The following is a 22517-nucleotide window of genomic DNA, read 5'->3' on the forward strand; positions in this document are numbered from 1 at the left end:
TAAAAGGCAAATCGGGTGTCTACTGTTCTTAACGACTTTCTTTCTTATTCTATCGAGCATGCCAACAATTGGTCGCCATTTTCATTTACCTTAGGTGAGCACACTACAGTAACATCTAACGTAAGCGGGGTGGTAACATTCACTCCTGTTGACCGAGGCCCAGAGCAAAGGCATATTGTTTTGTCTAGTGGAGTTCACGGTAACGAAACTGCACCTATGGAAATCTGTAATAAAATGATCAGCGATATCGCTGACGGCTCTCTGTTAGTATCTCATCGTGTCATGTTCATTTTCGGAAATTTACCTGCTATTGCTCTGCAGACGAGATTTATTGAAGAAAACTTAAATCGACTATTTGCGCCAGATGTGTCTGGCATGAGTGCAGAAGTGCCCCGAGCAAAAGTCCTTATGCATGCGGTTTCTGATTTTTTCGCTGATGCAAAAGGAGAGCGTCACCACTATGATTTACATACCGCTATTCGCGCGTCGAAAAATGAGAAGTTTGCGGTCTATCCTTATTTGCACGGTCTACCATACAGCAAGTTAGAACTGCAGTTTATGTCTGATTGCGGCGTAAATACGATCTTACTGTCGCAGTCATCAACCGCTACTTTTAGCTACTATTCATCGCGCTATCACAATGCACATACTTTTACGGTAGAGTTGGGTAAGGTTAAACCCTTTGGCGAAAATGACATGGCGCGCTTTGCATCCGCCGACAATATGTTTAGGCGCTTACTTCAAGAGCCTGTGCTAAATTTAACCCCATATAATGAATGCCCCCTTCAACTTTATGAAGTCAACCAAGTGGTGGATAAGCACCATGAAGATTTTGCTTTACACTTTTCAGACGATACCGCGAATTTCACGGACTTTCCCAAAGGAACCTTATTAGCCAGCGAGTCAGGTCAAGAATACCGGGCGCAAGTAGATGGCGAGGCAATCGTATTCCCTAATGCAGATGTGGCAATAGGTCAGCGAGCCATGTTAACGGTGGTGCCCTGTGAGCTTTGAATCGTTTAATCTGCATCCGCAGTTAGCCAAAGATAGCGTTTTGGTCTGCAGCTTAGACCTGTGTCAGGTAAGAATGATTAATGACGATAACTACCCTTGGTTTTTATTAATCCCACAGCAAAATAATGTAACTGAATTACATCAATTGAGCGTGGCTCAGCATCAATTACTTACAAAAGAAAGTAGAATATTGAGTTTAGCGATAGAAAATTGCTTTACGCCTGCTAAGCTAAACGTAGCGAGCATCGGCAACATGGTTGCGCAACTGCACGTTCATCACATTGCTCGTTTTACTACCGATATAGCTTGGCCGAAGCCCGTTTGGGGTTTTGCTAAGATGCGTGCTTATGCACCTACAGAGTGTGAGAGACGGATAAAACAGATGACGCTTGAAATTGATAAGCAGCGGCTAATGTAAACTTAAATTAATGAATGCTAGAGGGATTTAATATGATTATTACTACAACCAATTCCATCGAGGGTAAAAATATTACCCAATATTGTGGTGTCGTGATCGGCGAAGCGATTATGGGTGCTAATGTCTTTAAAGATTTATTCGCTTCTATTCGAGATATCGTTGGCGGTCGGTCAGGCGCATATGAAGCAGAGCTAACGAAAGCCCGTCAAATTGCCTTCGAAGAAATTGAAAGGGAAGCACATATGCTCGGCGCAGATGCGGTGGTCGGTGTGGATTTGGACTATGAGGTTGTGGGCCAAAATGGCAGCATGCTAATGGTTAGTATAAGCGGTACAGCGGTAAAACTGAGTTAGTTACTATCAAAACGCCTCAATCAACAACAGGAAATTGTAATGAATAAGCCAACAGAAACAGCGAAAACCAAGACAAAACAAGCAAGCGCTATACAAATTCCTCAACAGGCTTTTGATTGGTACGATGAATATGCCCACGGGGATATAAATCGACGGACATTTATGACCCGCTTGGCGTCATTATCGGTGGCGGGTTTATCATTAGGCGTTATTAGTAGTGCGTTGCTGCCAAACTACGCGAATGCGGAACAAGTGTCATTTAATGACCCTTCGATAAAAGCGACTTACCAGACCTTTGAATCACCAAAAGGTCATGGAAAAGGAAACGGATACTTGGTTGTTCCAGAAAATTTAGACTCTCAGGCGCCAACGGTATTAGTGGTGCATGAAAATCGAGGACTCAATCCATACATTAAAGATGTTGCTCGCAGACTGGCCAAAGCCGGCTACATTGCTTTCGCGCCAGACGCCCTCTATCCCTTGGGCGGTTATCCAGGTAATGATGATGATGGTCGGACCATGCAGCGCTCTATGCAACGAGATTTGATTGAGCAAGATTTTATGGCTGCTGCTACTTGGTTAAAAGCACACTCAAAAAGCACAAGCAAACTCGGTGTTGTAGGCTTTTGTTTTGGTGGATATATTAGCAATCTACTCGCGGCAAGTATGCCTGAACAAATTGATGCGGCAGTACCGTATTATGGAACGCCGGCTTCAGAGTCGCTGCAAGCAAATGTAACAGGTCCGCTATTAATACACTTCGCGGAGCAAGACCAGCGTGTAAACGCCTCTTGGCCCGGCTATGAAGCGATTCTAAAGGCAAACAATGCTGACTATAAGGCCTACTTTTATGCCGGCGCTCAACATGGCTTTCATAACGATTCAACAAGCCGATACAGCCCTGAGGATGCCGAACTTTCTTGGCAGCGAACGCTTGATTTTTTTGCAAGCCATTTACAGGCATAACGACAAACAAGTGACGTCAACAAAAACTATATTGATTCTTTGTTAAAGTTTTAGGCTGAGTTAACCGACTACTATAAATAAGGTATGTTTATTTATAGGCGCGTATGCGGTTTTTGTTTTTGTTGTGCCTCTTCTCTTTCCAAGTTGACGCGGCTTTTACTGTTATTGTTTTGAATAACGATGGTAAGCCAGTGCCTGATGCTGTGCTCGCGGCACCAGTCGTTGAAGATGCGCAAAAGCAAAACGCAGAGCTACCGATTGCAATAATGGATCAGGTTGGCATGCAGTTTAAACCTCATGTACTGATCGTTAATACTCATCAGTTAGTAAGTTTCCCAAACAGCGACGACACGCGACACCATGTCTATAGTTTCAGTGAGCCCAAAGTATTTGAGTTAAAATTGTTTAAAGGCACAAATTCAAAGCCAATAAGCATGGAAACAGCCGGTGTAGTTGAACTAGGATGCAATATCCATGATCAGATGCTCGGCTTTATCTATGTCGACAATAGCGGCACCGCGGTAAAAACAAATCAAGCTGGCCAAGCTGTTTTTGTTGGTGAAAAGCCAAAATCTTTAACGCTGTGGCATCCAAGACTGGCGCGTTCAAAAGGCGAGTTACTCTCATATTCATTGGATGAAACGAACGAAGACGGCAACTACGTGTTGCTGGTCGATATTTCTCCCAAGGTGCCCGATAAATCACATAATAAGTTCAAAAGTCGCTTTAAACGCCCGCTTTCGGGGCAAAGCGAATAATGGCTAATTATTCAACGTTTAGACTGCACATCCTAAAGCTAGTACTTGGGGTGTTAGCATTTTCGTCTGTGGCGATTTTAGTTAATGTCTGGATAACAACCACTAAGACTGGGCAAACCCAAGTGTTTGATACTCTCAATGTGGGCGAGGGTGTGCTAAAACAGGTGTTTGCTAATCGTGAATCGCAACTTATTAATTCTGCGCAAGTGTTGACAGCCGACTTTGGGTTTAAGCAGGCAGTTGCGACCCGCGACAGGGCCACTATCCAAAGCGTTCTAAACAATCACGGGGCACGCATTGAGGCTGATGTTATGGCCCTATTGAGTCTGCAGGGTACATTGCTTTCGACCACAATTAATATGGCGCCAGAAACATCGGTAGCCTCATTAATCTCAAACGAAAAGTTAGCAGAAGTATTAAGCCTTGGCGGCAGTACTTTTTGGACAGTGATCCAAGGTGAGTTATATCAAACTATTTTGTTGACGATTGATGCGCCGACTCCAATTGCCATTGCTTTGGTCGGTTTTAAAGTAGATAAAGGGCTATTAAGCAGCTTCGATGATATTACTCAACTGCACACGACAATGCAGCTGACCAAGCCGAGTGGTGCTGTTTATAGCGTAACGACATTGCCCGATGTAAATCGAAACTACTCGATAGGTGACTTAGATGGTGGCCTGTCATGGCTCGCTATGGGGGTTTCTGATAATACTTTCGTATCTAGAGAGTTTGCGCTGACACAGTCCAGTTATGAGCCCATTAGGATCATATTAAGCGCGAATGTGGACGTAATTTTCGCTACGTTTAAGCAACTTCAAAGCAGTATCTTTGCCATTGCAATAGGCTCGCTGGCATTAGCATTAGTGTTTGGCATGATGCTCGCCAAAAATATTACACGCCCCTTAAGCCAGTTGGTTGAAATTACGCATAAATTAGCTAATGGTGCTTATGAAGATCTCGGCGCGGCAAAGCAGGGTATTCACGAAGTCAATCAGCTAACAACTTCTTTTAGAACCATGCAGACGAATATTCAGCAGCGTGAAAATAAAATACGCTTTCAGGCCGAACATGACATCACAACCGGGCTCTTCAACCTTGCACACATAGGCGATTTACTGAGCACAAAATTTGATTCGAATTCGCCTTTTCAAGTGGTTGGTATCAGTATTCGTGGTTTTAGACAGCTAAACGATACCTTTGGTCATCAGAACGTTGATATGTGTTTACAAGAATTAGCTGCGTGTCTAATCATGCTGGGAGGCTTGGGGGCTAGAATTTCAAGTCATGAGTTTTTATGGATCCCGTCAGAACACAAACGCAATGAAAACGAGCTAAAAGCTATTCAACTCCAGCTTGAGCAAACGATTTCAATCAATAATTTAGGTATTCAGGTTAAGCTCACATTCGTGACATTGTGCTGTCCAACTGATGCAAACAAAACGGAGAGCTTGTTTCGGCGTTTAAACATTACCTTTGATCAAGCTGACAAAACCAGTCAGGACTTGTTGTATTTTAATGCGGATTACGAGCATACATATACAAGACGTCTAGACATTATTCGCCATTTGAAGCTAGCCCTGTCAGATATTGATTCAGAGCTATCAATGGTGTATCAGCCAAAACTTCATATCGGTCAAAACAAAGTCAGTAAAGTCGAAGCGCTTATACGATGGAATAGTAAGGACTTAGGCTTTGTGCCCCCCGACGAATTCATTGAAATTGCAGAACAGGCAAATTTGATATATCAGGTCACGCAGTGGGTGATTAAACGGGTTATTTTAGACGTTAAAGAAATGCACGAGCGTGGGCAAAAGGTATGTGCTGCGATAAATTTGTCGGCTAAAGATATTATGCAGCCAGAATTATTACCTTGGATTTTAATGCAGTTGTCTACACAAAATTTGCCCGTAAGGGCTCTTGCGTTTGAGTTGACGGAAAGTGATTTGGTAAGCGATGCTAAGACTGCCGCACAGCACTTGCAAGAGTATCGAGATGCCGGTTTTAATTTGGCGATTGATGATTTTGGCACCGGCTATTCGTCATTAGCGTATTTGCAGAAATTGCCGGTGTCAGATATTAAAATTGATAAAAGCTTTGTGCTCAATTTAGCGACTAATGAAGCTGATCAAAAAATTGTGACAAGTATTATTGCCTTAGCAAAAAGTTTCAATATGAAAGTAGTTGCAGAAGGAATTGAAGACAAAGAATCCCTCCGCCTACTAGAAGAGTTCGGCTGTGATTGGGCACAAGGATATTATATTTGTCGGCCAGTGCCTTTGTCTGAGTTTTTAGCGTGGATTGATAAGCGTGTTGTGAACACAAAAGTGAATACGCGATGACAAGATTACTTCAGTCCGCTTTATTTTGCATTTTGTTAAGCTTGTCTATGCCGGTGTTTGCTCAAGGCAAATTAATAGGCACCGCCGGCCTAATGCAGGTTGAGGGCTCTGGCGGTGGAGGAATAGTGCCCTGGGCAACTCTCTCAGGTTATGACAGTAGAGACGAAATATCATTTAACGCGGTAGCAACGCGAGTAGAGCTGGATGATTTTCGCTTGAGCGTATTGGGAGCATCAATCTCTCTGTATGATCGATTAGAAGTATCTATTGCTCAACAATTGTTTGATGTTCCTGCACTTTCTGCGCAAATCGAACAACAAGTGTTGGCAGTGAAATACCGCCTTTATGGAGATGTTGTCTACAGTACTCTGCCGCAGCTTAGCGTTGGTTGGCAGCACAAGCGGCTCAAAGACAGCGCGATTGCGTCAGCACTCGGTGCCGAAAATAGCAGTAGCGGTAATGACGTCTATATTGCCGCAACAAAAGTACATTTGGCGGCTGTTGCTGGCTATAACGCCGTTTGGAATATTACCGCAAGGGCGACAAAAGCAAATCAAATGGGATTGCTTGGGTTTGGCGGGCAAAACAATGATCGCTATGAAGTCGTGCTCGAAGCTTCCGCAGGTATTCTTTTTACGCGACACTTAGCTGTTGGGGTGGAGTTTAGACAAAAACCAAACAACTTGGGTTTAGGCGAAGAACATTGGCGAGATATATTTGTGAGCTATATTCCATCAAAGTCATTTAACCTAACTTTGGCCTGGGCGGATTTGGGCAGTATTGCTGGAGCGCCTGATCAACAAGGTGTGTATTTATCATTAAACGGGAGCTTGTGATGCTTTTTAGAACGCTGGCGATATTGTGTGTAGGTGTCCTTTGTGCCTGCTCGTCGACATCAAACAAAAGTGATATCAGTGTGTACGAGCAAATCGGCGGTGCCGAAAAGGTAGCGGAAGTTGTCGATAATTTCATTACCGAAATTGAGTTCAGCCCTGAAATATTTCCCTATTTTGAAAATACAGATGTGGATCGTTTTCGAGAAAAACTAATCGAACATCTTTGTATGCTAACCGCGGGGCCTTGCGAATATAATGGGGATACGATGGTTCAGGTGCATGGCGGTATGGGGATTACCGAGCATGATTTTAATTTGGGGGTAGATTTATTCATTAATGCGATGGACAAAGCAGACATCCCTCACCGCTTGCAAAACAAAGTGATTGCAACGATGGCGCCAACCCGTGCTGACATAATCTACCAATAGCCCACTGCAGAGTAAGACGTGTTCGCCTATAGCAGTCACGTCAGCAGTCTTTCTAAATCAAGCTACTTCCAGCTGTCTTCGTCAGTATCTTTTCCGTCATAATCAGAATCAGGGCGTTTTTTAAAGTCTTTCGGAATATTGAATTTAGTGCTGTATTTAAGCAACATAATATTGCCTATGATAATCCCAAAGACAAGGGCAACAATAACAATCAACCACGTTGTGCTCATTTTTGTATCCCTTTGTTGTAAGTATAACGCGTTACCAATTCAGGCAGCGCCGCTAAGACCGCCTGTTTACCTAAAATACCAGACTGTGTAAGTTGCTCATGCAATGCCGCTATATCGAAATGCGCTTGAATGTTTTCAGCTGTTTCTTGATGACTGAGATGCCATGGCTCGCGCGCAACTCCGCCCTTATATTGTGCATAAGGAAGATAAAACCCAAAGTGCTCTGCATATTTATGTACCCATTGTGTTAGTTTGGCGCAGGGCCCATTGTTTTCGTATTCTTGTGTCACTAATTCGAAGGTGTGCCCTTGTTTGATAACATTCGCCTGATCAAAAAAATCAAAATCGGTGCCCCAATGATGTCTGCTTGCACCGGGTAGGGCGGACCACAACATGATCGCATGAATTTTTTCTTCATCACTGAGGGTGTTTGCATCAAGCGCCTCACCGTTAAGCGTATACAAGGGTAATGTCCCCATCCACTTTCTGTTCCATATAGAAAGCTGTTTGTCAAAGCCTCTAAAACTACTGCAAATTTGTAAATCTAAGTCGAGATCTTGTGCGGCCTGTTGCATATTTAAAAAAGCATCACGCACCCTTGGCAATAAAAAATGAGTGTCGTTAACCGCGCATATATGCGTGCTGTCTACTCCCATGATTTGCTTGCTACTTATCATACTTAACTCCCCGATTTATGCGCTTGAATGTGCGTCGTTCCGCCTCGGCAAATTGATTAATTGAGCCTAGCTTATATTAAAAATCGCGGCATATTCATCTGCTTTAAAGCCAATCCAAGAGTTACCTGCGTGGCTCAATATTGGCCGTTTTATCATTGACGTGTTTTCGCATAAGAGGGCAACGGCATTGTCAGCGTTTAAGTTATCTTTTTGTGATTCGGGCAACTGGCGAAAAGTCGTTCCGCGTTTATTTACCACGGTATCGAGACCATGTTTTGCAATCATATCCGCTAAAAATTCAGCTTTGACCGCTTGTTTTTTATAGTCGTGAAATTGATAGTCAATATTGTTCGCTTCTAGCCATTTCTTTGCTTTTTTTATCGTATCGCAGTTGCTAATTCCATAAAGTATTGTCATTTGCTTCTCTTTTATTTATTCCCGGATGCGAGCTCGTCTACGCGTTAAATTTATAACCGCCTTTCTTTAGGGCTTTTACGGCGGCTTGCAGTGTGTCTTCTTTCACTAGGATATAGTCAGTCTCAAAGGTTGAGACTACGAATATGCTGATTTTTTCTTTGGCTAATACGCCGCCAATATCGGCCATGATACCAACCATAGATAGGTTTAACGGACCAAGGATTTCCATTACGCGCCAATCATAGTCGGTTTCTTCAGCATCAATGGTGAGTTTTTGGGGCACAACAAGTGATAATTCGTCGTGAGTTTTGCCAATAAAATAAACATCGCACTGCAATACCACCGCTGGTATGGCTTGTTCTACATCTAAGCTGTGGATCGCAAAAGTTTCAGCGAGAACTTGTAAGGTTTGTTTTTGCACGGGTTCACCTCATTAATGTTATCCACCATAACTGTGGATAAACTTGTGTAGTACGTTGTATGTAAGCATTAACGCCATGAAAACAATAGCAAAAATTGTATGCTCAGAATACACACAAGCATCATTTATTCTACACAATTATCAAAAACTATTGTTAAATTAAGTCATTAGTTTGCATACTAAAAGAAAAAGGACAAACAATGCAGCCACTTTCAATCTACGCAGGAGAATCAGCTCTTCAAACCATACAGCAAAAAGGTGTTAGCCCAGACATGTTTTCTGCTGTCTTAGGTGCTTCTGGTGGCCCTAAATGGTTTGTATTGTATGGCTTAGATAAAGTGCTGTTTAGTGAGTTTATGGATTTGTCTGAACGGCCAGTAGATATTATCGGGTCGTCTATTGGTGCTTTTCGCGCCGCTTGCTTTGCCCACAATGATACTAAAGCCGCAATTGAACGCTTGGCTGACCGCTACAGCAATACTGTGTATTCAGATAAACCCACTGTGCAAGAAATTACCGAAAAGGGCGTAGCGCTTTTGGATAATATGATGGGTGAACAAGGCGTCGTAGAGGTGCTCAATCATCCAAGCAAGCGATTACATATTGTAGTTGCCAAGAGTCACGGCATGGCTGCCAGGGAAGTGCGGTGGCAGCAGGGCCCGGCGCTGGGTCTAGCGGCTGCCCGAAATGCTATTGGTAGAGCCAAGCTACAAAAAAGCTTCACAAGGGTAGTGTTTTCAAACACTGAAAGCTTGTTTGGTTTTTCGGAGCAAGTTGAATTGAAGACTAAGCACGTGCAGCTAAACCAAGAAAATATGCTTATGGCACTGATGGCGACAGGTTCAATACCCATGGTTATTCAGGGCGTGCCAGACATACCCGGCGCAGGTAAGGGAATGTATCGTGACGGCGGCATTATCGACTATCATTTTGATATGCACATAAAAACAACCGGCTTGGTGCTATATCCGCATTTTAGCAAAACGCCTATCCCGGGCTGGTTTGATAAAGCGCTGAAAAATCGTCAGTGTCACCCATCAAGCTACGACAACGTAGTCATGGTCACACCAAGTGATGAATTTATTGCCAGTTTGCCCTATGCGAAAATACCTGACCGAAAAGACTTTGAAAGCATGAATGCACAAGAAAGGATCCCATATTGGCATAAGGTGATGGCGCAGTCTCATGCGCTTGGCGATGCCTTTTTAGAATGGGTAAACAGCCCAGAACCATCAAAATTTGTACAGCCAATACAACTCAAGCGCTAAACCGCTAAAAAGCGCTTGCGAAATTGATATGGCATGGCTATCATACGCGCCGTTGGTAAATAAGCCGCTTAGCTTTGCAAATCACCAACGGTTTAAAAAATACGACTATAGCTCAGTTGGTTAGAGCGCTACCTTGACATGGTAGAGGTCGGCAGTTCGAGTCTGCCTAGTCGTACCACGTATATAAAGGGCTGCAGGAAAATATAGTCTTTTTTCAAAACCTCAAAAAATGACCATGCAAACCATCTGCAAACTTTAGAAGGTTTTTACCAAGTTTAACACTTACCAATATATTATATCACTCCTTCTGCTTTACGGTAGCGTGATTATTAAATCAAATAATATTTCAGTAATCTAAAAAGGCGTTCTGCAATGCGCCAACAACATATCTTGCGTAATCTTACCGCCCAGCTTAATAAGACTTCTTTTCGAGCTGTAATATGATAAGTACCTTATGCGCAAACAAGCATTAGGGCAAAGCAGTCACAAACGAAATGCTCAAGACACATCACAGGTATTCTATTAAGTATTAATAATGCTCTCATAACATTTATAAGAGTGCGGTTTGTATTTGTTCAACTATTTTTATTCTTTATCAAAAATTGCAGCATAATATTCCTTGTGACTGATTGTTTGAAAGCTTTTGTAGCGGAACAATATATTGGCAAAGGGGCGCTATTTAAGTTTCTTTGTATCGCATTCATGAGAAAAATGGTTCTCAGATGAAAAGTCGAACTCCTAAATGGCTGCATGGTTTAAAATTTCAGGGGCAGCCGAACACTGTTCGATAGCAAAAGGTGTTCGTTCGATGGAAATAGTATGTAATTTTTGTTTAGGGTGATTTATGGATGATACACAAGGTAAAAAAATACAAAGTAAGGTCAATGCTATTTGTGATGACCTATACAGTAAGGGAGTTAAGCCGACCACTCGAACGGTGTTAAAAATGGTAAATGAGCTTAACAGCACGTCTAGCATTCTTAAATACATACAGAACTGGAAAGAGTTAGTCGCCGAGAAAGAACAACGCCTTTTTGATGAACTTGGATTTTCATCGGAATTTACTCAGTCTTTCATGAAAGAAGTTAGCCGCTTTAGACTTCAGATTGAACAACACGCAAAAGAGCAAGAGTCTGAAGCTCGGAATATGAAAGACATAGCTATTAGCGAGCTTGATAAGCTTGAAAAGAGACTGCAAGAAAAATTGCTACATATCGAAAAACAAGATAAAGAGCTCGAGCAATTGAGAGCTGAGCAAGAAATTCAAGCCAAGAGCTACGAGGTCAAGCTTGAAAAAGAAGCTATCGCAACAGAGACAAAAGTTAATGAGTTAAGAGAACAACTTGGACGAGCTTGCGAGGAGAACACAAGAGTAACGAATGAAAATCGCACTCTACATACTGAACTTGCAAAAGCTGAGCTGAAGGTTGAAGGGAATCAGGACTACATACTTGAGATCAAGGCGAAAAATTGTGAGTACGCTGATATCAATAAAGAACTTCAACGAGAGAGAGTGGAGCTGTCTATAAAGGTGGCTCGCCTCGAAGAGAAGGTCGATGGTAATGAAAAGTTAATTGCGAGTTTGCAATAATGTGGTTGAAAGAGCTTGCGGCTCCATCGGCTCGCAGTCTTTTAGTTAATGGCCTATAAATGGGTAATGGGCAGAAGTAGCGTTGGCTGCAAAAGCTGCTCGCACTCTTATGTGCAATAATGACTTGTACATTTTGGTTTCTTTTGATAATTTATTCGTAAGCTTTATCACAGGCAGGAAATGTCTGATAGTAGAATTAACGCACAAGACTCGGTAAAAGAGAGTGCAGGGCTGGCAGCCTTTTCTATTAGATACACTCGTTACGATTGTATGGTGATAATTAATTGGGAGTAGACCCGTATCGGCTACTCGGCTCGCAAACAGAAGGCCATAAGTCTGGCATGCGACATCAATTATTTATTGGATATACGATGCCTGTAAAAAACTCATGCCCCAAAACTGAATCACTTAAGCACTATAAAAACCTATCTTACGAAACCCTAGCGGCAAGCTGGCTATTAAATGATGGCTGGGATGTCTTTATGCCGATGATAGACCACGGCCTTAAAACGGATTTTGTCGTCTCAGATGGCGATAGGTTTTATCGCATTCAGGTTAAAACGATAGATTCCCACGATGAAAATGTTGTCGTTGAAAACAAATGGGGCGAAGCCAACATCGATTATGTTATCTATTTTTCGAGGGTAGCGAACTGGGGTTATATTACTCCGCCGTTCAATCAAAGTAAGAAACGGCTAAACGCACTTGGGCATTTGAGGTTCCACCAACATCAGAAAAATTTCGTTAAAGCTTTTACGTCGATTTAGATTTTTAACGCAAAAACAAATCGTTCATCATTCGATGATGAACATTGATGAATGAGCGGAAGAGCACGTCAATTGTGGCGTGCAGCGCATCATAAACACGATAAAAAGAGTATGTTCAGTGTTAAAGTGGCGATTGATATCGATTATGTATGACAAGAGCAATTCTTTTTATTGGACATTCTTAAGCTGACCTTGTTAGCAGTTGGTATCTGGGTTTTCAGTCTGACAGTTTCAGGTGAGACTAAAGCTGCCTTTGCTGATTCGATATTTCGCTAACACATAGAATCCATTTTAACGATAATAATTGAAGCCTTGACTGGCTCCTGTGGGCTGTTTCCTGCCAGTCGTCAAAAACCGATTTTAGAGGAGTTTCGGGCGAGTAAGCCCCATTTTACAAAAATTTATTGTATGACGGCAATGAGGGCGAAAGCCGACTTACGCGGGTGTAACTTACTTTTCGCTTTTTGCAAAAATTTGAATAATCATTTTTACTGCAAAATGAACTACCCATTGAACATTTCGTAAGGCATATAAAAAATGATGTTGGAATATATTTCTATAGTGTCAGTAAAAATTACTTGAGCGCCTTGTGTAATATCACCACAAAGCGCCATAAGAAAATTTACTTACTTATCATTTTAGCGTGTGCCATTCTATACAACACCGGCAACACAATCAGTGTTAATAATGTCGATGAAATAATCCCACCAATCACCACTGTCGCCAACGGCCTTTGTACCTCTGCCCCTGTACCTACATTCAATGCCATCGGAATAAAGCCCAAGCTAGCGACAAGCGCTGTCATTAATACAGGACGCAGCCGCGTAATTGCGCCCTCTATAATGGAAGCAATTAGGTCACCTGTTTCCTCTAGTTGCTGCTTAATAAACGACAACATCACAAGGCCGTTTAGCACTGCAATCCCAGAGAGTGCTATAAAACCTACGCCAGCGGATATCGACAGCGGCATGTCTCTGAGCCATAGCGCAAATACCCCACCCGTTAATGCAAGTGGAACACCGGTAAATATAATGAAAGCATCGCGAAGTGAGCCAAACACTACAACCAATAGCACTAAGATGACAAACAGGGTCGCAGGCACTACCAGTGATAAGCGCTGACTCGCACTTTCCAATTGCTCGAACGTGCCGCCATAGTCGAGCCAGTAGCCAGCAGGTAAATCCACTTGTTCTGCTATTTGCACTTTAGCTTCACCTACAAAACTGCCTAAATCGCGGTCGCGCACATTGGCCGTAACCACCACGCGGCGTTTACCGTTTTCTCGGCTAATTTGATTAGGCACTGATGAATAGCCTAATACTGCTACCTCAGATAAAGGCACAAAACCACCATCGGGTATCGCAATCGGAATATTACCAATTGCATCTAGGTTACTGCGCGTCTGCTCATCAAAACGTACCAGCAACTCAAAGCGACGGTCACCCTCAAAAATAAGCCCTGCGGTATTGCCTCCGATGGCGGAGGCAAGCCACTCTTGCAAGTCAGTCACATCTAAACCATAACGCGCCAATGCAATGGGTTTAGGATTGATTGTAAACAGCGGAATATCATCGACTTGTTCAAGTCGAGCATCGGCAACGCCATCAATCGATTGCAACACGCTAAGTATGTCATTAGCGGAGGCGACCAATGTATCTAAATCATCACCAAACACTTTGATACCTAAATCAGAGCGCACCCCGCTAATCAGTTCATTAAAGCGCATTTGAATAGGTTGAGTGAACTCGTAGTTATTCCCTGCAACGCCCTGTAGCTCTTGCTCTAGCGTTTCAACAAATTCTGCTTTTGAGAGGCTTGGATCAGGCCATTCATCACGCGGATGCAGCATCACAAAGGTATCAGTCACATTTGGCGGCATCGCGTCGGTAGCCACCTCTGCCGTGCCCGTTTTAGCAAATACCGTTTTCACTTGCGGATACGTCATAATCTTATCTTCAAGCGTTTTTTGCATCGATACGGCTTGTTCAATACCAGTACCTGGAATACGCATGGCGTGCAGTGCAATATCGCCTTCATCCAGTTGCGGAATAAATTCCGTACCCAATCGTGTTGCCATCACGATACTTACTACTACAAGTGATGCAGCGCCTACTAAGACAAACCACCTGAATTTGAGAGCGCCATCCAAGACAGGTCGATACACCGACTTTCCGGCCACAATAATCGGGCTTTCTTTCTCGCTGACTTTTCCATTCATAAACAAGGCTACAGCGGCTGGTACAATTGTGATAGAGAACACCATTGCTGCCAACAAGGCCATAATGACGGTAGCCGCCATAGGATGGAACATCTTGCCTTCCACGCCTGTTAGTGAAAACAGCGGGATGTATACCACTGTGATAATGAGCACGCCAAATAAGCTGGGGCGTATCACTTCGTTAGTTGCTTGGAAAACCAATTCAAGACGGTCTTTTAATGGCAATACGCCACCTGTGCGCTTTTGGGCTTCTGATAATCGCCTTATGCAGTTTTCAACAATAATGACCGCACCATCCACAATCAGACCAAAGTCCAGGGCACCTAAACTCATCAAGTTAGCCGATACGCCGTAATTCACCATGCCGGTAATAGTCGCTAGCATGGCAAGCGGTATCACGGCTGCGGTGATGAGTGCAGCGCGTATATTACCGAGCAATACAAACAACACCACAATAACCAGTAACGCACCTTCTACTAAGTTCTTTTGCACGGTATCGATGGCTTTATCAACAAGTTGCGTGCGGTCATATACTGGGTCAATCACAATACCAGCAGGTAAACTAGTTTGTATTTCATCTACCTTAAGTGCTACGGCTTGTGCTACAGCCCGTGAGTTGCCCCCCACAATCATCATCGCAGTGCCAAGCACCGTCTCGGCTCCTTCTTGAGTCGCCGCCCCCGTTCTAAGCTCTTTGCCAATCGCCACACTGCCAATATCCTTAACCGTCACAGGGATAGAATTGACCCGCTTGACCACTACGTTTTCAATGTCTGCGATGGTTTGCAGCTGTCCTTGTGAACGAATAAGTATTTGTTGACCGTTGCGCTCTACAAACCCTGCTCCTTGATTGGCGTTATTACGCGCTAACGCTTCGTGAATGTCGGGTAAACTGACGCCGAAGTTCAGCATTTTTAATGGCTCAGGGTTAACGTGATATTGCTTTACATAGCCACCTATTGCATTGACCTCGGTTACGCCTTTTACCAGTGCTAGTTGGGGTTTCACGATCCAGTCGTGTACCTCTCGCAAAGCCATTGCATCATAGGGCTGGCCGTTGTCTTGTAGTGCACCGTCTTTGGCGCGTAAGGTATACATGAATATCTCACCCAAACCGGTGGCAATAGGTCCCATTTCAGGCTCTAAGCCTTGTGGGAGTTGGCTCTTAATTGCCCCTAGCTTGGTATTGATAAGGTTACGCGCAAAGTACAGGTCAGTGCCTTCATCAAAGACGACCGTTACTTGCGACAAGCCATAGCGTGACAACGAACGGGTGTAGGATAAATTAGGCAAGCCTGCGAGCGCCGTTTCCACCACAAAGGTAATGCGCTGCTCTGTTTCTAGCGGCGAATAGCCTTTCGCTTGCGTATTAATTTGCACCTGAACGTTGGTGATATCGGGTACGGCATCTATGGGGAGTTTGTTATAACTCCAAAAGCCTAAACCCATAACCAAAAAGGTCAGCATCAGCACCAAACCACGGCGCTCAATGGACGTCCTTAATATTGATTCAATCATCTAAGCGCCTCCCACTGAGAGCTGTCAGCTAGATAGGCGCTCTTATGCTGTATAAGAAAAATGAGGCGATTAATGATCATGTCCAGCCTCCGATTTTTCTAAGTCGGCTTTGAACAAAAAGCTGTTGCTCACGACGACAACGTCAGATTCGGAGACACCACTTAACACTTCAATGTTATCAGCGTCCTGCCTGCCTAAGGTGACAGGCTCAGGATGGTACTCATCGCCCTTTTTAACAAATACAACACTTCTACCTTCATATTCTTGAATAGCCGCTTTTGGCACAAGCATAGCCACATTAAGCCTATCAATGGTGATGTTGCCGAGCACCGCTGCACCAACTGGCCAATGACCTGAAGTATTGTCGATTTTGGCATAGGCGAGTACGTAGGGTTGCTCGTCAGGAGATGGCAAAATATGACTGATAACTGCATCAATCTTGGCGTCCGCTAGGCCTAGCTGCACTGATTGCTGCTCAGCCACCGCGCGTAACTGATTGGGAAATATTTTAAGCTGTGCCCATACACCATCGTAGTTAGCAATGGAGAAGAGCACTTGCCCATTTGATAGTTCACCTTCATTTGCATGTCTAGCAATGACAGTGCCCGCAAAAGGAGCGGTGACTGAATAGCTTTTTAGGCTTTCATTGGACTCCACAATAGCAAGTGCAGCACCTTTTTTTACTTTATCGCCTAAGTTTGCGTTAACGCGCGTGACAACGCCATCAAACCGCGCACGAATATGACTGAGCGATGCTGGGTCGGTGACGACATTGCCATACACTGTTTTAGTGATATTTAGGGTGCCTGACGCAACAGCCTGCGTCGTAACGCCAACTTGTGTTGCCATGGCTTGGGTCATTACTACAAACTCATTGCGGTGCGCATCTTCTTTTCCTTCATCGCCATATTCTCCCTCGCCACTAATGGCAGTCAGAGGCATAAGTAATACGCTTACCAATAACGCAAGTTGGAACGGCTTTAAAATAGTAAATATTAGTTGTGATAGTTTCATTTTGACACTCGCTGAAAATTAGGGACTGATGATGTCTGCAAAGAAGACCTAGCCGCAGAACCTGTGGTTGACGAAAGCGGCGTTGCCGTTAACGATTCAATGTCGGCGGCTCGCTGGTGCGCTTGTCTTGCTGAGTGAATAAGGGCTTGTTTAGCATCGAGCAGTTCTTGACGCGTGGTCACCCATTCAAGGTAACTAAATCGACCATCAAGGTAAGCTTGCTCAACCAATGACAGTGCTTGCTCAAGCGGCGGTATGATGGCGTTTTGTAAGGTTTGCACATTAAGCAATGCGTTATCCCTTGCCATCAGGGCTGTATTAAGTTGATGATAAAGCGCTAGCATGGCACCTTGTCTTTGCTGCTCCAATTGATTTAACACGGCTTTTTGTTGCTCGTACTCACCCAGGTTTCGCTCAGTCGCGAACAAGGGCATACTGACGCCAGCCACAAAGGCGGTTTCATCAATACCGTTTATGCGTCTAATACCGGCGCTCCAACTCACGTCCGCTTGGTTTGCAGATTGGGCTAGCCTAACTTGCGCTTCTTGCAGTCGATATTCCTGTGCATACACATCGATGTTAGGGCTATTTGAGACTTGCTCAAATAAGATCGTAAGAGACGGCGATGGTGACAACGCAAACAAATCGCCTTCAACGCGATTAACGCTTGGGGATTGCTCTCCCCACATAATGGCAAGGCTTTTAATCATGGCCGAGTTGGTTTGTTTTGCGGTTACTACATCGAGCCTTGCACGAGCAAGAGAGGCCTCTGCACGCTGCTGCTCAAATGCAGGGGACGCGCCTGCGTCAACACGTTTGACAACCGATTGGTAAGTATACATCGCCAAAGTTTGTGCATCTTCATAGGCTTTTATCATGGCTTGCTGTGCCAGCACATCAATGTAGCGACGCGTGACTTCCGCCAGGATGTCCAAGGTACGTATTTGCTTTTGTGCTTCTGTGACGCGCGATTTTGCGCTAGCAAAATTAGTACGAGCCTCGATTTTGTCACCAAACTCAATCACAGAAGATAAGGTTAGCGTCAGCTCAGTGTCTTTTATGCCAGAGACTGCACCTGTGCCTAAAAAGTTTTCGAGCTCAATGCCGGCGTTAAGCTCTGGCTTAAGTGCGGCTGTTTTTAACTCACCCTCTAGGGCTTGTTGTTTAAAGGTAAATTCATACAAATAAGGCGCATTTGCGAGGGTGCGCTTTATTGCACTCTCTAGCGTTATCGGCTTTATTTCGTTGCTATTTTGTACTTGCGCCTGAACTGGCAAATAAGCAAAAATAGCCATACTATAAACGCCCACAGCGCACACGCGCATCGAGCGTTTCAATGAGAAAAATGTCATTGTTTATATCCTAATGTTTCAAAAATTATTTTCCGCTATAAAAATAGCGAACTCATGTTTGAAAAGACTAGGACGTAATTTTGGGAGGCCGCAGCAAGCGCGTAATCGGTGCGTCTATTACTTTGGATAAGTAGAAGAAAGCATGACCTTCATCTAGGGAGGGTTGTTTAATGCCAACAGAGTTACCTACCCATTGGGTATGAGAGCCGTGGCAATGTCCACAGTGGTGACAATCAGATGGGTTATGAGGGCTTTCAGACGACGCGGTTAAATCTAATGACGTAGCATTTTTTTCAGGTTGAGGAGATGCATGTGCGTCGTGCTTGTCGTGCTCATGCACTTCAGCGAGGTGTTCGACATCAAGAGTATGGAAGTCTAAAGAGCTTGCGACAGCAGTGAACGACTGAAATAAAATCAGCATGACTACTACATAGCATGTCACCTTTGTTTTAAACATAACCTTCTTTTTTTCCATCGTTAACAGGCGAAATACTATCACGGTATACCTGTTGTGCAACCTTACTAACCAGATTAATGTGCATCTTGCTCATCTCGACACGCCTCATCTGCAAATTCAAATTCGATAGTGGTATGCACAAAATCAAATTTAGCGAGTGCTTTTCGAAACGTTTCTTTTAATGCCGTCATATTCTGTATTGAGATATCCTGCTTTAACTGAACATGTGCCGTCATTACATTGTGTTCGCCATCTAACGACCAGATATGAAAATGATGAATGTCCTCTACATCCTCACTGCCTAACAAGACATCACGCACTTCATCCAATTGTTTCTTATCGGGCGTCGCTTGCAAAAACAATAGTAATGTTTCTTTTAAATTGCGCACTACGTTAAATAAAATGAACAAGGTAAAGCCTATGGATAGTATTGGATCGAGTATTGGCCACGGCTTAAACATTAGCACAACAGATACAATGAGCACGGCTACCCAACCAAGCACATCTTCCAGTAAGTGCCAGTTGAGTATTTTTTCATTAAGCGTAGTCCCACCGCTCAATTTGTAAGCCGCAAAACCGTTTACGGTAATGCCAAAGATAGAAAGCAATAACATGCCCTCTACTTGCGGCATCTCAGGGTTCGATAGACGAGGTATAGCTTCAAATAATATCCACACTGAGCCGGTGATTAACACCAACCCATTTATTAATGCGCCTAGCAGCGAAAAACGCTTATAACCATACGAGAATGTATTGTTGGCCTCTTTATCACCGAGTTTGTTTAAGCCCCAAGCGGTACCTATCGATAGACTATCACCTAAATCATGAACGGCATCTGCCATGATAGCGGTGCTGTTTGTTAGCCAGCCGCCAATAAACTCGATAATCGTAAACACCACATTTAGGAAAAATGCCCAGCCTATTCGATTGGAAGCGCCGTCACTGTCATTTGCATGGTTATGACTGTGCATGATTAATTTGCTCCAATATTTTTTGATTTTCATCGCTTATGGGTAGTGTTTTAAACGGGCTAACGTTTGCGCCGCCGGTGTTGCCTGTTGGAATAAAGCCAATGGCTGTTTTCGTTAATGCACCTATTAAACGAAAAACCTGTCCTACGGTTTCTTTAGGATCGCGTTGTTTAATGCCGTGTTTGAGCATGTGAAAATGTGCTAAACAATGTAGGTAAGTGGAGTGTTGACCGATGACGTGAGCATCTTCTAAGTGATGAAATGCCGAATCATACTGCTTACTGCGAATTGCTTTGGAATAGTCCTTAAGTTTACCTTCAACAAAAGGCTTTGCCGCTTGATAATAACTCATGATACGCCCCCAGAATTTTCATTGTCAGTTAGTGTTTGATTAGCGACTAATTCATTTTTCGCATCTTTTAATATCATCCATGCCCCGCGCAGCACAATTACTGAAACAACCACACCGATAATTAAGTCTGGTAAACGGCTGTCTAGCCATAGCACCAATGCGCCAGCGAAAATAACGCCCATATTCGCAATCACATCATTCGCTGAAAAAATCCAACTTGCTCGCATGTGCACTTCACCATTTTTATGGCTGCGGATAATAAACAAACAAATGACATTGGCGACTAAGGCCACCGCACCCATTCCCATCATAAGATGAGAGACTGGTTCACTTCCCATGACGGAGCGGCGAATAATATCGATTAGAATAATAGCGCCTAGCATCAATTGAAAATAACCACTCACTCTTGCCGCTTTGGCCTTGTGAATAATAGACTTTCCCACTGCATAAATACCAATCGCATATACAACGGCATCAGCCAGCATATCGAGCGAATCAGCAATTAAAGCCGTGGAGTCAGCGAGCACGCCAACGCCAAGCTCAATCACAAACATGATCGCATTAATCCCCAATAGCCAATACAAGACCTTTTTTTGGGATGCATCTTGGATTTCAACTTCGCAGCCGCAACCGCTCATGAAACAGTCCTCTTTTATACTTAATGAAACTAGTATAAAGTCTATACCCACTATAGAGTCAATTAACAAAAAGCGTTTTTTATGAAAATAGGCGAATTATCAAAAAAGAGCGGTTGTTCAATTCAAACCATCCGATTTTATGAGCGAGAAAAACTCATTAGTCCTTCTCAGCGAACAGATAGTAATTATCGGCTTTATGATGCATCATCATTGAGCCGTTTGCGCTTCATACGTCAGTGCCGCTCACTTGACTTGACCTTGGCGGAAATTACGCAGTTATTGGAAACTAAAGAGAGTCCTGAAACGAGCTGCGCTAGTATTAACAATTTAATACATGACCACATGGAAGATGTAAGTCAAAAAATTGCAGAACTTAACGAGTTAAAAGCGACACTTGCACTGATGGTAAAAGCATGTAGTGACAATAACAAAGTAAAGGAATGCGGCGTATTGCAGCTTCTAGCAGATTAGTGTTTCTAACCTAATGATGCCGTCACTCTTGTTGAGCTAACAATTAGAAAGCGGGTTAGTCACTGCTTTTTTGTTGTTGTCAATTAAAGCAATAATCACGAACTAGGAAACGCTTTTTTATGTGCTTCGAATGTCCGGAATGGAAGTTAGAGCAGCCCGTCAAAAGTTCGCATCTCAATGATTGCTGTTAACATAAACTTTTCACACAAATTTGAACGGCGTACGTCCCCTTGCCGTTGAGCTGTCTTAGACAAGTTCGGGCAGTTGCGACATACCCATTTTCTTGTATTTGTTATCGTTAGAGTGAAAAACGGTTATTTGGAAGTTGATAATGAAACTAATTTTTTTTCCAATAGCTGACGTTTAATAACGCACGCGTATGGGCTGATAATAATTTGCTAAAATGGAAATCGACCGTCTGTCGAAAGTCCTGATTAGATGGGTTGTTTTGTGTCAATTCAAATTGATATTTTCAATATAGGTAAGTAGCGGCCTTCGATACTACCAGATTGCTCTTTACCAGTAACTTCCATTCCCATGGATTTATAAAAACCTTCTGCATTAGGATCACTTTGGACCTCAATAAATTCAGCTCCTCTAGCAGCTCCGGTTTGTTTAGCATGTTCATATAACTCGCGGCCGACACCCCGTCCAATCATTGATGGATCAATAAACAATGCTTCCAATAGAATAGTTTGTTGGTAGATATTTTCGAGTTTATAAAAGCCAATAATGGATTTGTTTTTAACTGCAACAATGTAAATGCACTTTTCATTAGCAAGTTGCTCTGGCGTATGAGACAGCTCAGCTTTGCATGCTTCCATAAACTCTAAAGAATAACCCCAGTGGGCTTTTGAAGTTATGGCTAATGCAGATAACCTTTCTGCTTCACTTGGTTTTGCTGTTCGAAACTTGGTCATAGAATACCCATGCTAAATCGTTTGCAATGTTCCTGCGTTAAGCCAAAAGTTTTATGAAATCTGCGAGTCAAACTGCACGTATGAGTGAAGCTCATTTTGGTGGAAATCCGCTAAAGGCTATTA

24 protein-coding genes and 1 tRNA gene are annotated in these 22517 nt (G+C 43.4%); 13 read left to right on the forward strand and 12 right to left on the reverse strand.

The window, feature by feature from the left end:
- Positions 1 to 15 precede the first annotated feature (15 nt).
- From astE to AB9H30_RS10065, 8 genes are all read left to right on the forward strand, one after another.
- Positions 16 to 1014 (forward strand): succinylglutamate desuccinylase, encoded by a 999-nt coding sequence (gene astE / locus AB9H30_RS10030; RefSeq protein ID WP_371194534.1) that lies wholly within the window; start codon positions 16 to 18, stop codon positions 1012 to 1014.
- Complete coding sequence (locus tag AB9H30_RS10035) at positions 1004 to 1432, forward strand: HIT domain-containing protein (protein WP_371194535.1); 429 nt, start codon at positions 1004 to 1006, stop codon at positions 1430 to 1432. Before astE ends, AB9H30_RS10035 begins: the two co-directional genes overlap by 11 nt.
- A gap of 32 nt (positions 1433 to 1464) precedes the next feature.
- Positions 1465 to 1785: a heavy metal-binding domain-containing protein gene (locus AB9H30_RS10040; protein ID WP_371194536.1), complete on the forward strand. Its 321-nt coding sequence runs from the start codon at positions 1465 to 1467 to the stop codon at positions 1783 to 1785.
- 39 nt (positions 1786 to 1824) lie between these two features.
- Complete coding sequence (locus tag AB9H30_RS10045; RefSeq protein WP_371194537.1) at positions 1825 to 2751, forward strand: dienelactone hydrolase family protein; 927 nt, start codon at positions 1825 to 1827, stop codon at positions 2749 to 2751.
- 104 nt (positions 2752 to 2855) lie between these two features.
- Positions 2856 to 3509: a methylamine utilization protein gene (locus tag AB9H30_RS10050; protein ID WP_371194538.1), complete on the forward strand. Its 654-nt coding sequence runs from the start codon at positions 2856 to 2858 to the stop codon at positions 3507 to 3509.
- On the forward strand, positions 3509 to 5848 hold the full coding sequence (locus tag AB9H30_RS10055; protein ID WP_371194539.1) for an EAL domain-containing protein: 2340 nt from the start codon (positions 3509 to 3511) through the stop codon (positions 5846 to 5848). Before AB9H30_RS10050 ends, AB9H30_RS10055 begins: the two co-directional genes overlap by 1 nt.
- 47 nt (positions 5849 to 5895) lie before the next feature.
- A complete protein-coding gene (locus AB9H30_RS10060) occupies positions 5896 to 6684 on the forward strand; it encodes a DUF3034 family protein (RefSeq protein WP_371194621.1) in 789 nt (262 codons plus the stop codon).
- Complete coding sequence (locus AB9H30_RS10065) at positions 6684 to 7112, forward strand: group 1 truncated hemoglobin (protein WP_371194540.1); 429 nt, start codon at positions 6684 to 6686, stop codon at positions 7110 to 7112. The genes AB9H30_RS10060 and AB9H30_RS10065 overlap by 1 nt, the downstream gene beginning before the upstream one ends.
- Before the next feature lie 62 nt (positions 7113 to 7174).
- Here AB9H30_RS10065 and AB9H30_RS10070 read toward each other — a convergent pair whose 3' ends face one another.
- The 4 genes from AB9H30_RS10070 to AB9H30_RS10085 all read right to left on the reverse strand — a co-directional run bounded on the left by AB9H30_RS10070 (position 7175) and on the right by AB9H30_RS10085 (position 8857).
- Complete coding sequence (locus tag AB9H30_RS10070) at positions 7175 to 7342, reverse strand: DUF2897 family protein (protein ID WP_371194541.1); 168 nt, start codon at positions 7340 to 7342, stop codon at positions 7175 to 7177.
- Positions 7339 to 8019, reverse strand: a complete 681-nt coding sequence (locus AB9H30_RS10075) for a M15 family metallopeptidase (RefSeq protein WP_371194542.1) — start codon at positions 8017 to 8019, stop codon at positions 7339 to 7341. Before AB9H30_RS10075 ends, AB9H30_RS10070 begins: the two co-directional genes overlap by 4 nt.
- A gap of 66 nt (positions 8020 to 8085) precedes the next feature.
- Positions 8086 to 8436 carry an ArsC family reductase gene (locus AB9H30_RS10080; protein ID WP_371194543.1) on the reverse strand — a complete coding sequence of 117 codons (351 nt, stop codon included), beginning with the start codon at positions 8434 to 8436 and terminating at the stop codon, positions 8086 to 8088.
- 37 nt (positions 8437 to 8473) lie between these two features.
- Complete coding sequence (locus AB9H30_RS10085; protein WP_371194544.1) at positions 8474 to 8857, reverse strand: ACT domain-containing protein; 384 nt, start codon at positions 8855 to 8857, stop codon at positions 8474 to 8476.
- A 200-nt stretch (positions 8858 to 9057) separates the two neighbouring features.
- Between AB9H30_RS10085 and AB9H30_RS10090 the strand changes: the two genes are divergently transcribed.
- The 4 genes from AB9H30_RS10090 to AB9H30_RS10105 all read left to right on the forward strand — a co-directional run bounded on the left by AB9H30_RS10090 (position 9058) and on the right by AB9H30_RS10105 (position 12483).
- Positions 9058 to 10125: a patatin-like phospholipase family protein gene (locus AB9H30_RS10090; RefSeq protein ID WP_371194545.1), complete on the forward strand. Its 1068-nt coding sequence runs from the start codon at positions 9058 to 9060 to the stop codon at positions 10123 to 10125.
- A gap of 101 nt (positions 10126 to 10226) precedes the next feature.
- Positions 10227 to 10303 (forward strand) — tRNA-Val (locus tag AB9H30_RS10095).
- A 666-nt stretch (positions 10304 to 10969) separates the two neighbouring features.
- Entirely contained in the window at positions 10970 to 11716 is a 747-nt protein-coding gene (locus AB9H30_RS10100) for a DNA-binding protein (protein ID WP_371194546.1), read from the forward strand.
- Positions 11717 to 12000: 284 nt separating this feature from the next.
- Complete coding sequence (locus AB9H30_RS10105) at positions 12001 to 12483, forward strand: group I intron-associated PD-(D/E)XK endonuclease (protein WP_371194547.1); 483 nt, start codon at positions 12001 to 12003, stop codon at positions 12481 to 12483.
- Between the two features lie 622 nt (positions 12484 to 13105).
- On the opposite strand, the gene AB9H30_RS10110 is transcribed toward AB9H30_RS10105, so the two are convergent.
- The 7 genes from AB9H30_RS10110 to AB9H30_RS10140 all read right to left on the reverse strand — a co-directional run bounded on the left by AB9H30_RS10110 (position 13106) and on the right by AB9H30_RS10140 (position 21003).
- Positions 13106 to 16219, reverse strand: coding sequence for an efflux RND transporter permease subunit (locus AB9H30_RS10110; RefSeq protein WP_371194548.1), 3114 nt, complete (start codon positions 16217 to 16219; stop codon positions 13106 to 13108).
- Between the two features lie 69 nt (positions 16220 to 16288).
- Positions 16289 to 17233 carry an efflux RND transporter periplasmic adaptor subunit gene (locus AB9H30_RS10115; protein ID WP_371194549.1) on the reverse strand — a complete coding sequence of 315 codons (945 nt, stop codon included), beginning with the start codon at positions 17231 to 17233 and terminating at the stop codon, positions 16289 to 16291.
- Positions 17230 to 18585: a TolC family protein gene (locus AB9H30_RS10120; protein ID WP_371194550.1), complete on the reverse strand. Its 1356-nt coding sequence runs from the start codon at positions 18583 to 18585 to the stop codon at positions 17230 to 17232. The genes AB9H30_RS10115 and AB9H30_RS10120 overlap by 4 nt, the downstream gene beginning before the upstream one ends.
- 67 nt (positions 18586 to 18652) lie before the next feature.
- Complete coding sequence (locus tag AB9H30_RS10125) at positions 18653 to 19042, reverse strand: hypothetical protein (protein WP_371194551.1); 390 nt, start codon at positions 19040 to 19042, stop codon at positions 18653 to 18655.
- A gap of 74 nt (positions 19043 to 19116) precedes the next feature.
- The gene (locus AB9H30_RS10130) at positions 19117 to 20013 is read right to left on the reverse strand and encodes a cation diffusion facilitator family transporter (protein ID WP_371194552.1); all 897 of its coding nucleotides are present in this window, start codon (positions 20011 to 20013) and stop codon (positions 19117 to 19119) included.
- Positions 20000 to 20365 (reverse strand): DUF3703 domain-containing protein, encoded by a 366-nt coding sequence (locus AB9H30_RS10135; RefSeq protein WP_371194553.1) that lies wholly within the window; start codon positions 20363 to 20365, stop codon positions 20000 to 20002. The genes AB9H30_RS10130 and AB9H30_RS10135 overlap by 14 nt, the downstream gene beginning before the upstream one ends.
- Positions 20362 to 21003, reverse strand: coding sequence for a cation transporter (locus AB9H30_RS10140; protein WP_371194554.1), 642 nt, complete (start codon positions 21001 to 21003; stop codon positions 20362 to 20364). Before AB9H30_RS10140 ends, AB9H30_RS10135 begins: the two co-directional genes overlap by 4 nt.
- Positions 21004 to 21084: 81 nt before the next feature.
- Here AB9H30_RS10140 and cadR point away from each other — a divergent pair, with 81 nt between their 5' ends.
- Positions 21085 to 21474 carry a Cd(II)/Pb(II)-responsive transcriptional regulator gene (gene cadR, locus AB9H30_RS10145; protein WP_371194555.1) on the forward strand — a complete coding sequence of 130 codons (390 nt, stop codon included), beginning with the start codon at positions 21085 to 21087 and terminating at the stop codon, positions 21472 to 21474.
- A gap of 458 nt (positions 21475 to 21932) precedes the next feature.
- Here the strand turns inward: cadR and AB9H30_RS10150 are convergent, their stop codons facing one another.
- Positions 21933 to 22394, reverse strand: a complete 462-nt coding sequence (locus AB9H30_RS10150) for a GNAT family N-acetyltransferase (RefSeq protein WP_371194556.1) — start codon at positions 22392 to 22394, stop codon at positions 21933 to 21935.
- Between the last annotated feature and the right edge of the window lie 123 nt (positions 22395 to 22517).

This window comes from Glaciecola sp. SC05 (genome assembly GCF_041380235.1).
Taxonomy (GTDB): domain Bacteria; phylum Pseudomonadota; class Gammaproteobacteria; order Enterobacterales; family Alteromonadaceae; genus Glaciecola.

Coding starts and splice junctions, on each gene's coding strand:
- AB9H30_RS10120 (WP_371194550.1), bottom strand. CDS start 18,585: ATGACATTTTTCTCATTGAAACGCTCGATGCGCGTGTGCGCTGTGGGC.
- AB9H30_RS10140 (WP_371194554.1), bottom strand. CDS start 21,003: ATGAGCGGTTGCGGCTGCGAAGTTGAAATCCAAGATGCATCCCAAAAA.
- AB9H30_RS10050 (WP_371194538.1), top strand. CDS start 2,856: ATGCGGTTTTTGTTTTTGTTGTGCCTCTTCTCTTTCCAAGTTGACGCG.
- AB9H30_RS10110 (WP_371194548.1), bottom strand. CDS start 16,219: ATGATTGAATCAATATTAAGGACGTCCATTGAGCGCCGTGGTTTGGTG.
- AB9H30_RS10115 (WP_371194549.1), bottom strand. CDS start 17,233: ATGAAACTATCACAACTAATATTTACTATTTTAAAGCCGTTCCAACTT.
- AB9H30_RS10055 (WP_371194539.1), top strand. CDS start 3,509: ATGGCTAATTATTCAACGTTTAGACTGCACATCCTAAAGCTAGTACTT.
- AB9H30_RS10125 (WP_371194551.1), bottom strand. CDS start 19,042: ATGTTTAAAACAAAGGTGACATGCTATGTAGTAGTCATGCTGATTTTA.
- AB9H30_RS10070 (WP_371194541.1), bottom strand. CDS start 7,342: ATGAGCACAACGTGGTTGATTGTTATTGTTGCCCTTGTCTTTGGGATT.
- AB9H30_RS10075 (WP_371194542.1), bottom strand. CDS start 8,019: ATGATAAGTAGCAAGCAAATCATGGGAGTAGACAGCACGCATATATGC.
- AB9H30_RS10040 (WP_371194536.1), top strand. CDS start 1,465: ATGATTATTACTACAACCAATTCCATCGAGGGTAAAAATATTACCCAA.
- AB9H30_RS10090 (WP_371194545.1), top strand. CDS start 9,058: ATGCAGCCACTTTCAATCTACGCAGGAGAATCAGCTCTTCAAACCATA.
- AB9H30_RS10130 (WP_371194552.1), bottom strand. CDS start 20,013: ATGCACAGTCATAACCATGCAAATGACAGTGACGGCGCTTCCAATCGA.
- AB9H30_RS10060 (WP_371194621.1), top strand. CDS start 5,896: ATGCCGGTGTTTGCTCAAGGCAAATTAATAGGCACCGCCGGCCTAATG.
- AB9H30_RS10150 (WP_371194556.1), bottom strand. CDS start 22,394: ATGACCAAGTTTCGAACAGCAAAACCAAGTGAAGCAGAAAGGTTATCT.
- AB9H30_RS10065 (WP_371194540.1), top strand. CDS start 6,684: ATGCTTTTTAGAACGCTGGCGATATTGTGTGTAGGTGTCCTTTGTGCC.
- cadR (WP_371194555.1), top strand. CDS start 21,085: ATGAAAATAGGCGAATTATCAAAAAAGAGCGGTTGTTCAATTCAAACC.
- AB9H30_RS10100 (WP_371194546.1), top strand. CDS start 10,970: ATGGATGATACACAAGGTAAAAAAATACAAAGTAAGGTCAATGCTATT.
- AB9H30_RS10135 (WP_371194553.1), bottom strand. CDS start 20,365: ATGAGTTATTATCAAGCGGCAAAGCCTTTTGTTGAAGGTAAACTTAAG.
- AB9H30_RS10045 (WP_371194537.1), top strand. CDS start 1,825: ATGAATAAGCCAACAGAAACAGCGAAAACCAAGACAAAACAAGCAAGC.
- AB9H30_RS10080 (WP_371194543.1), bottom strand. CDS start 8,436: ATGACAATACTTTATGGAATTAGCAACTGCGATACGATAAAAAAAGCA.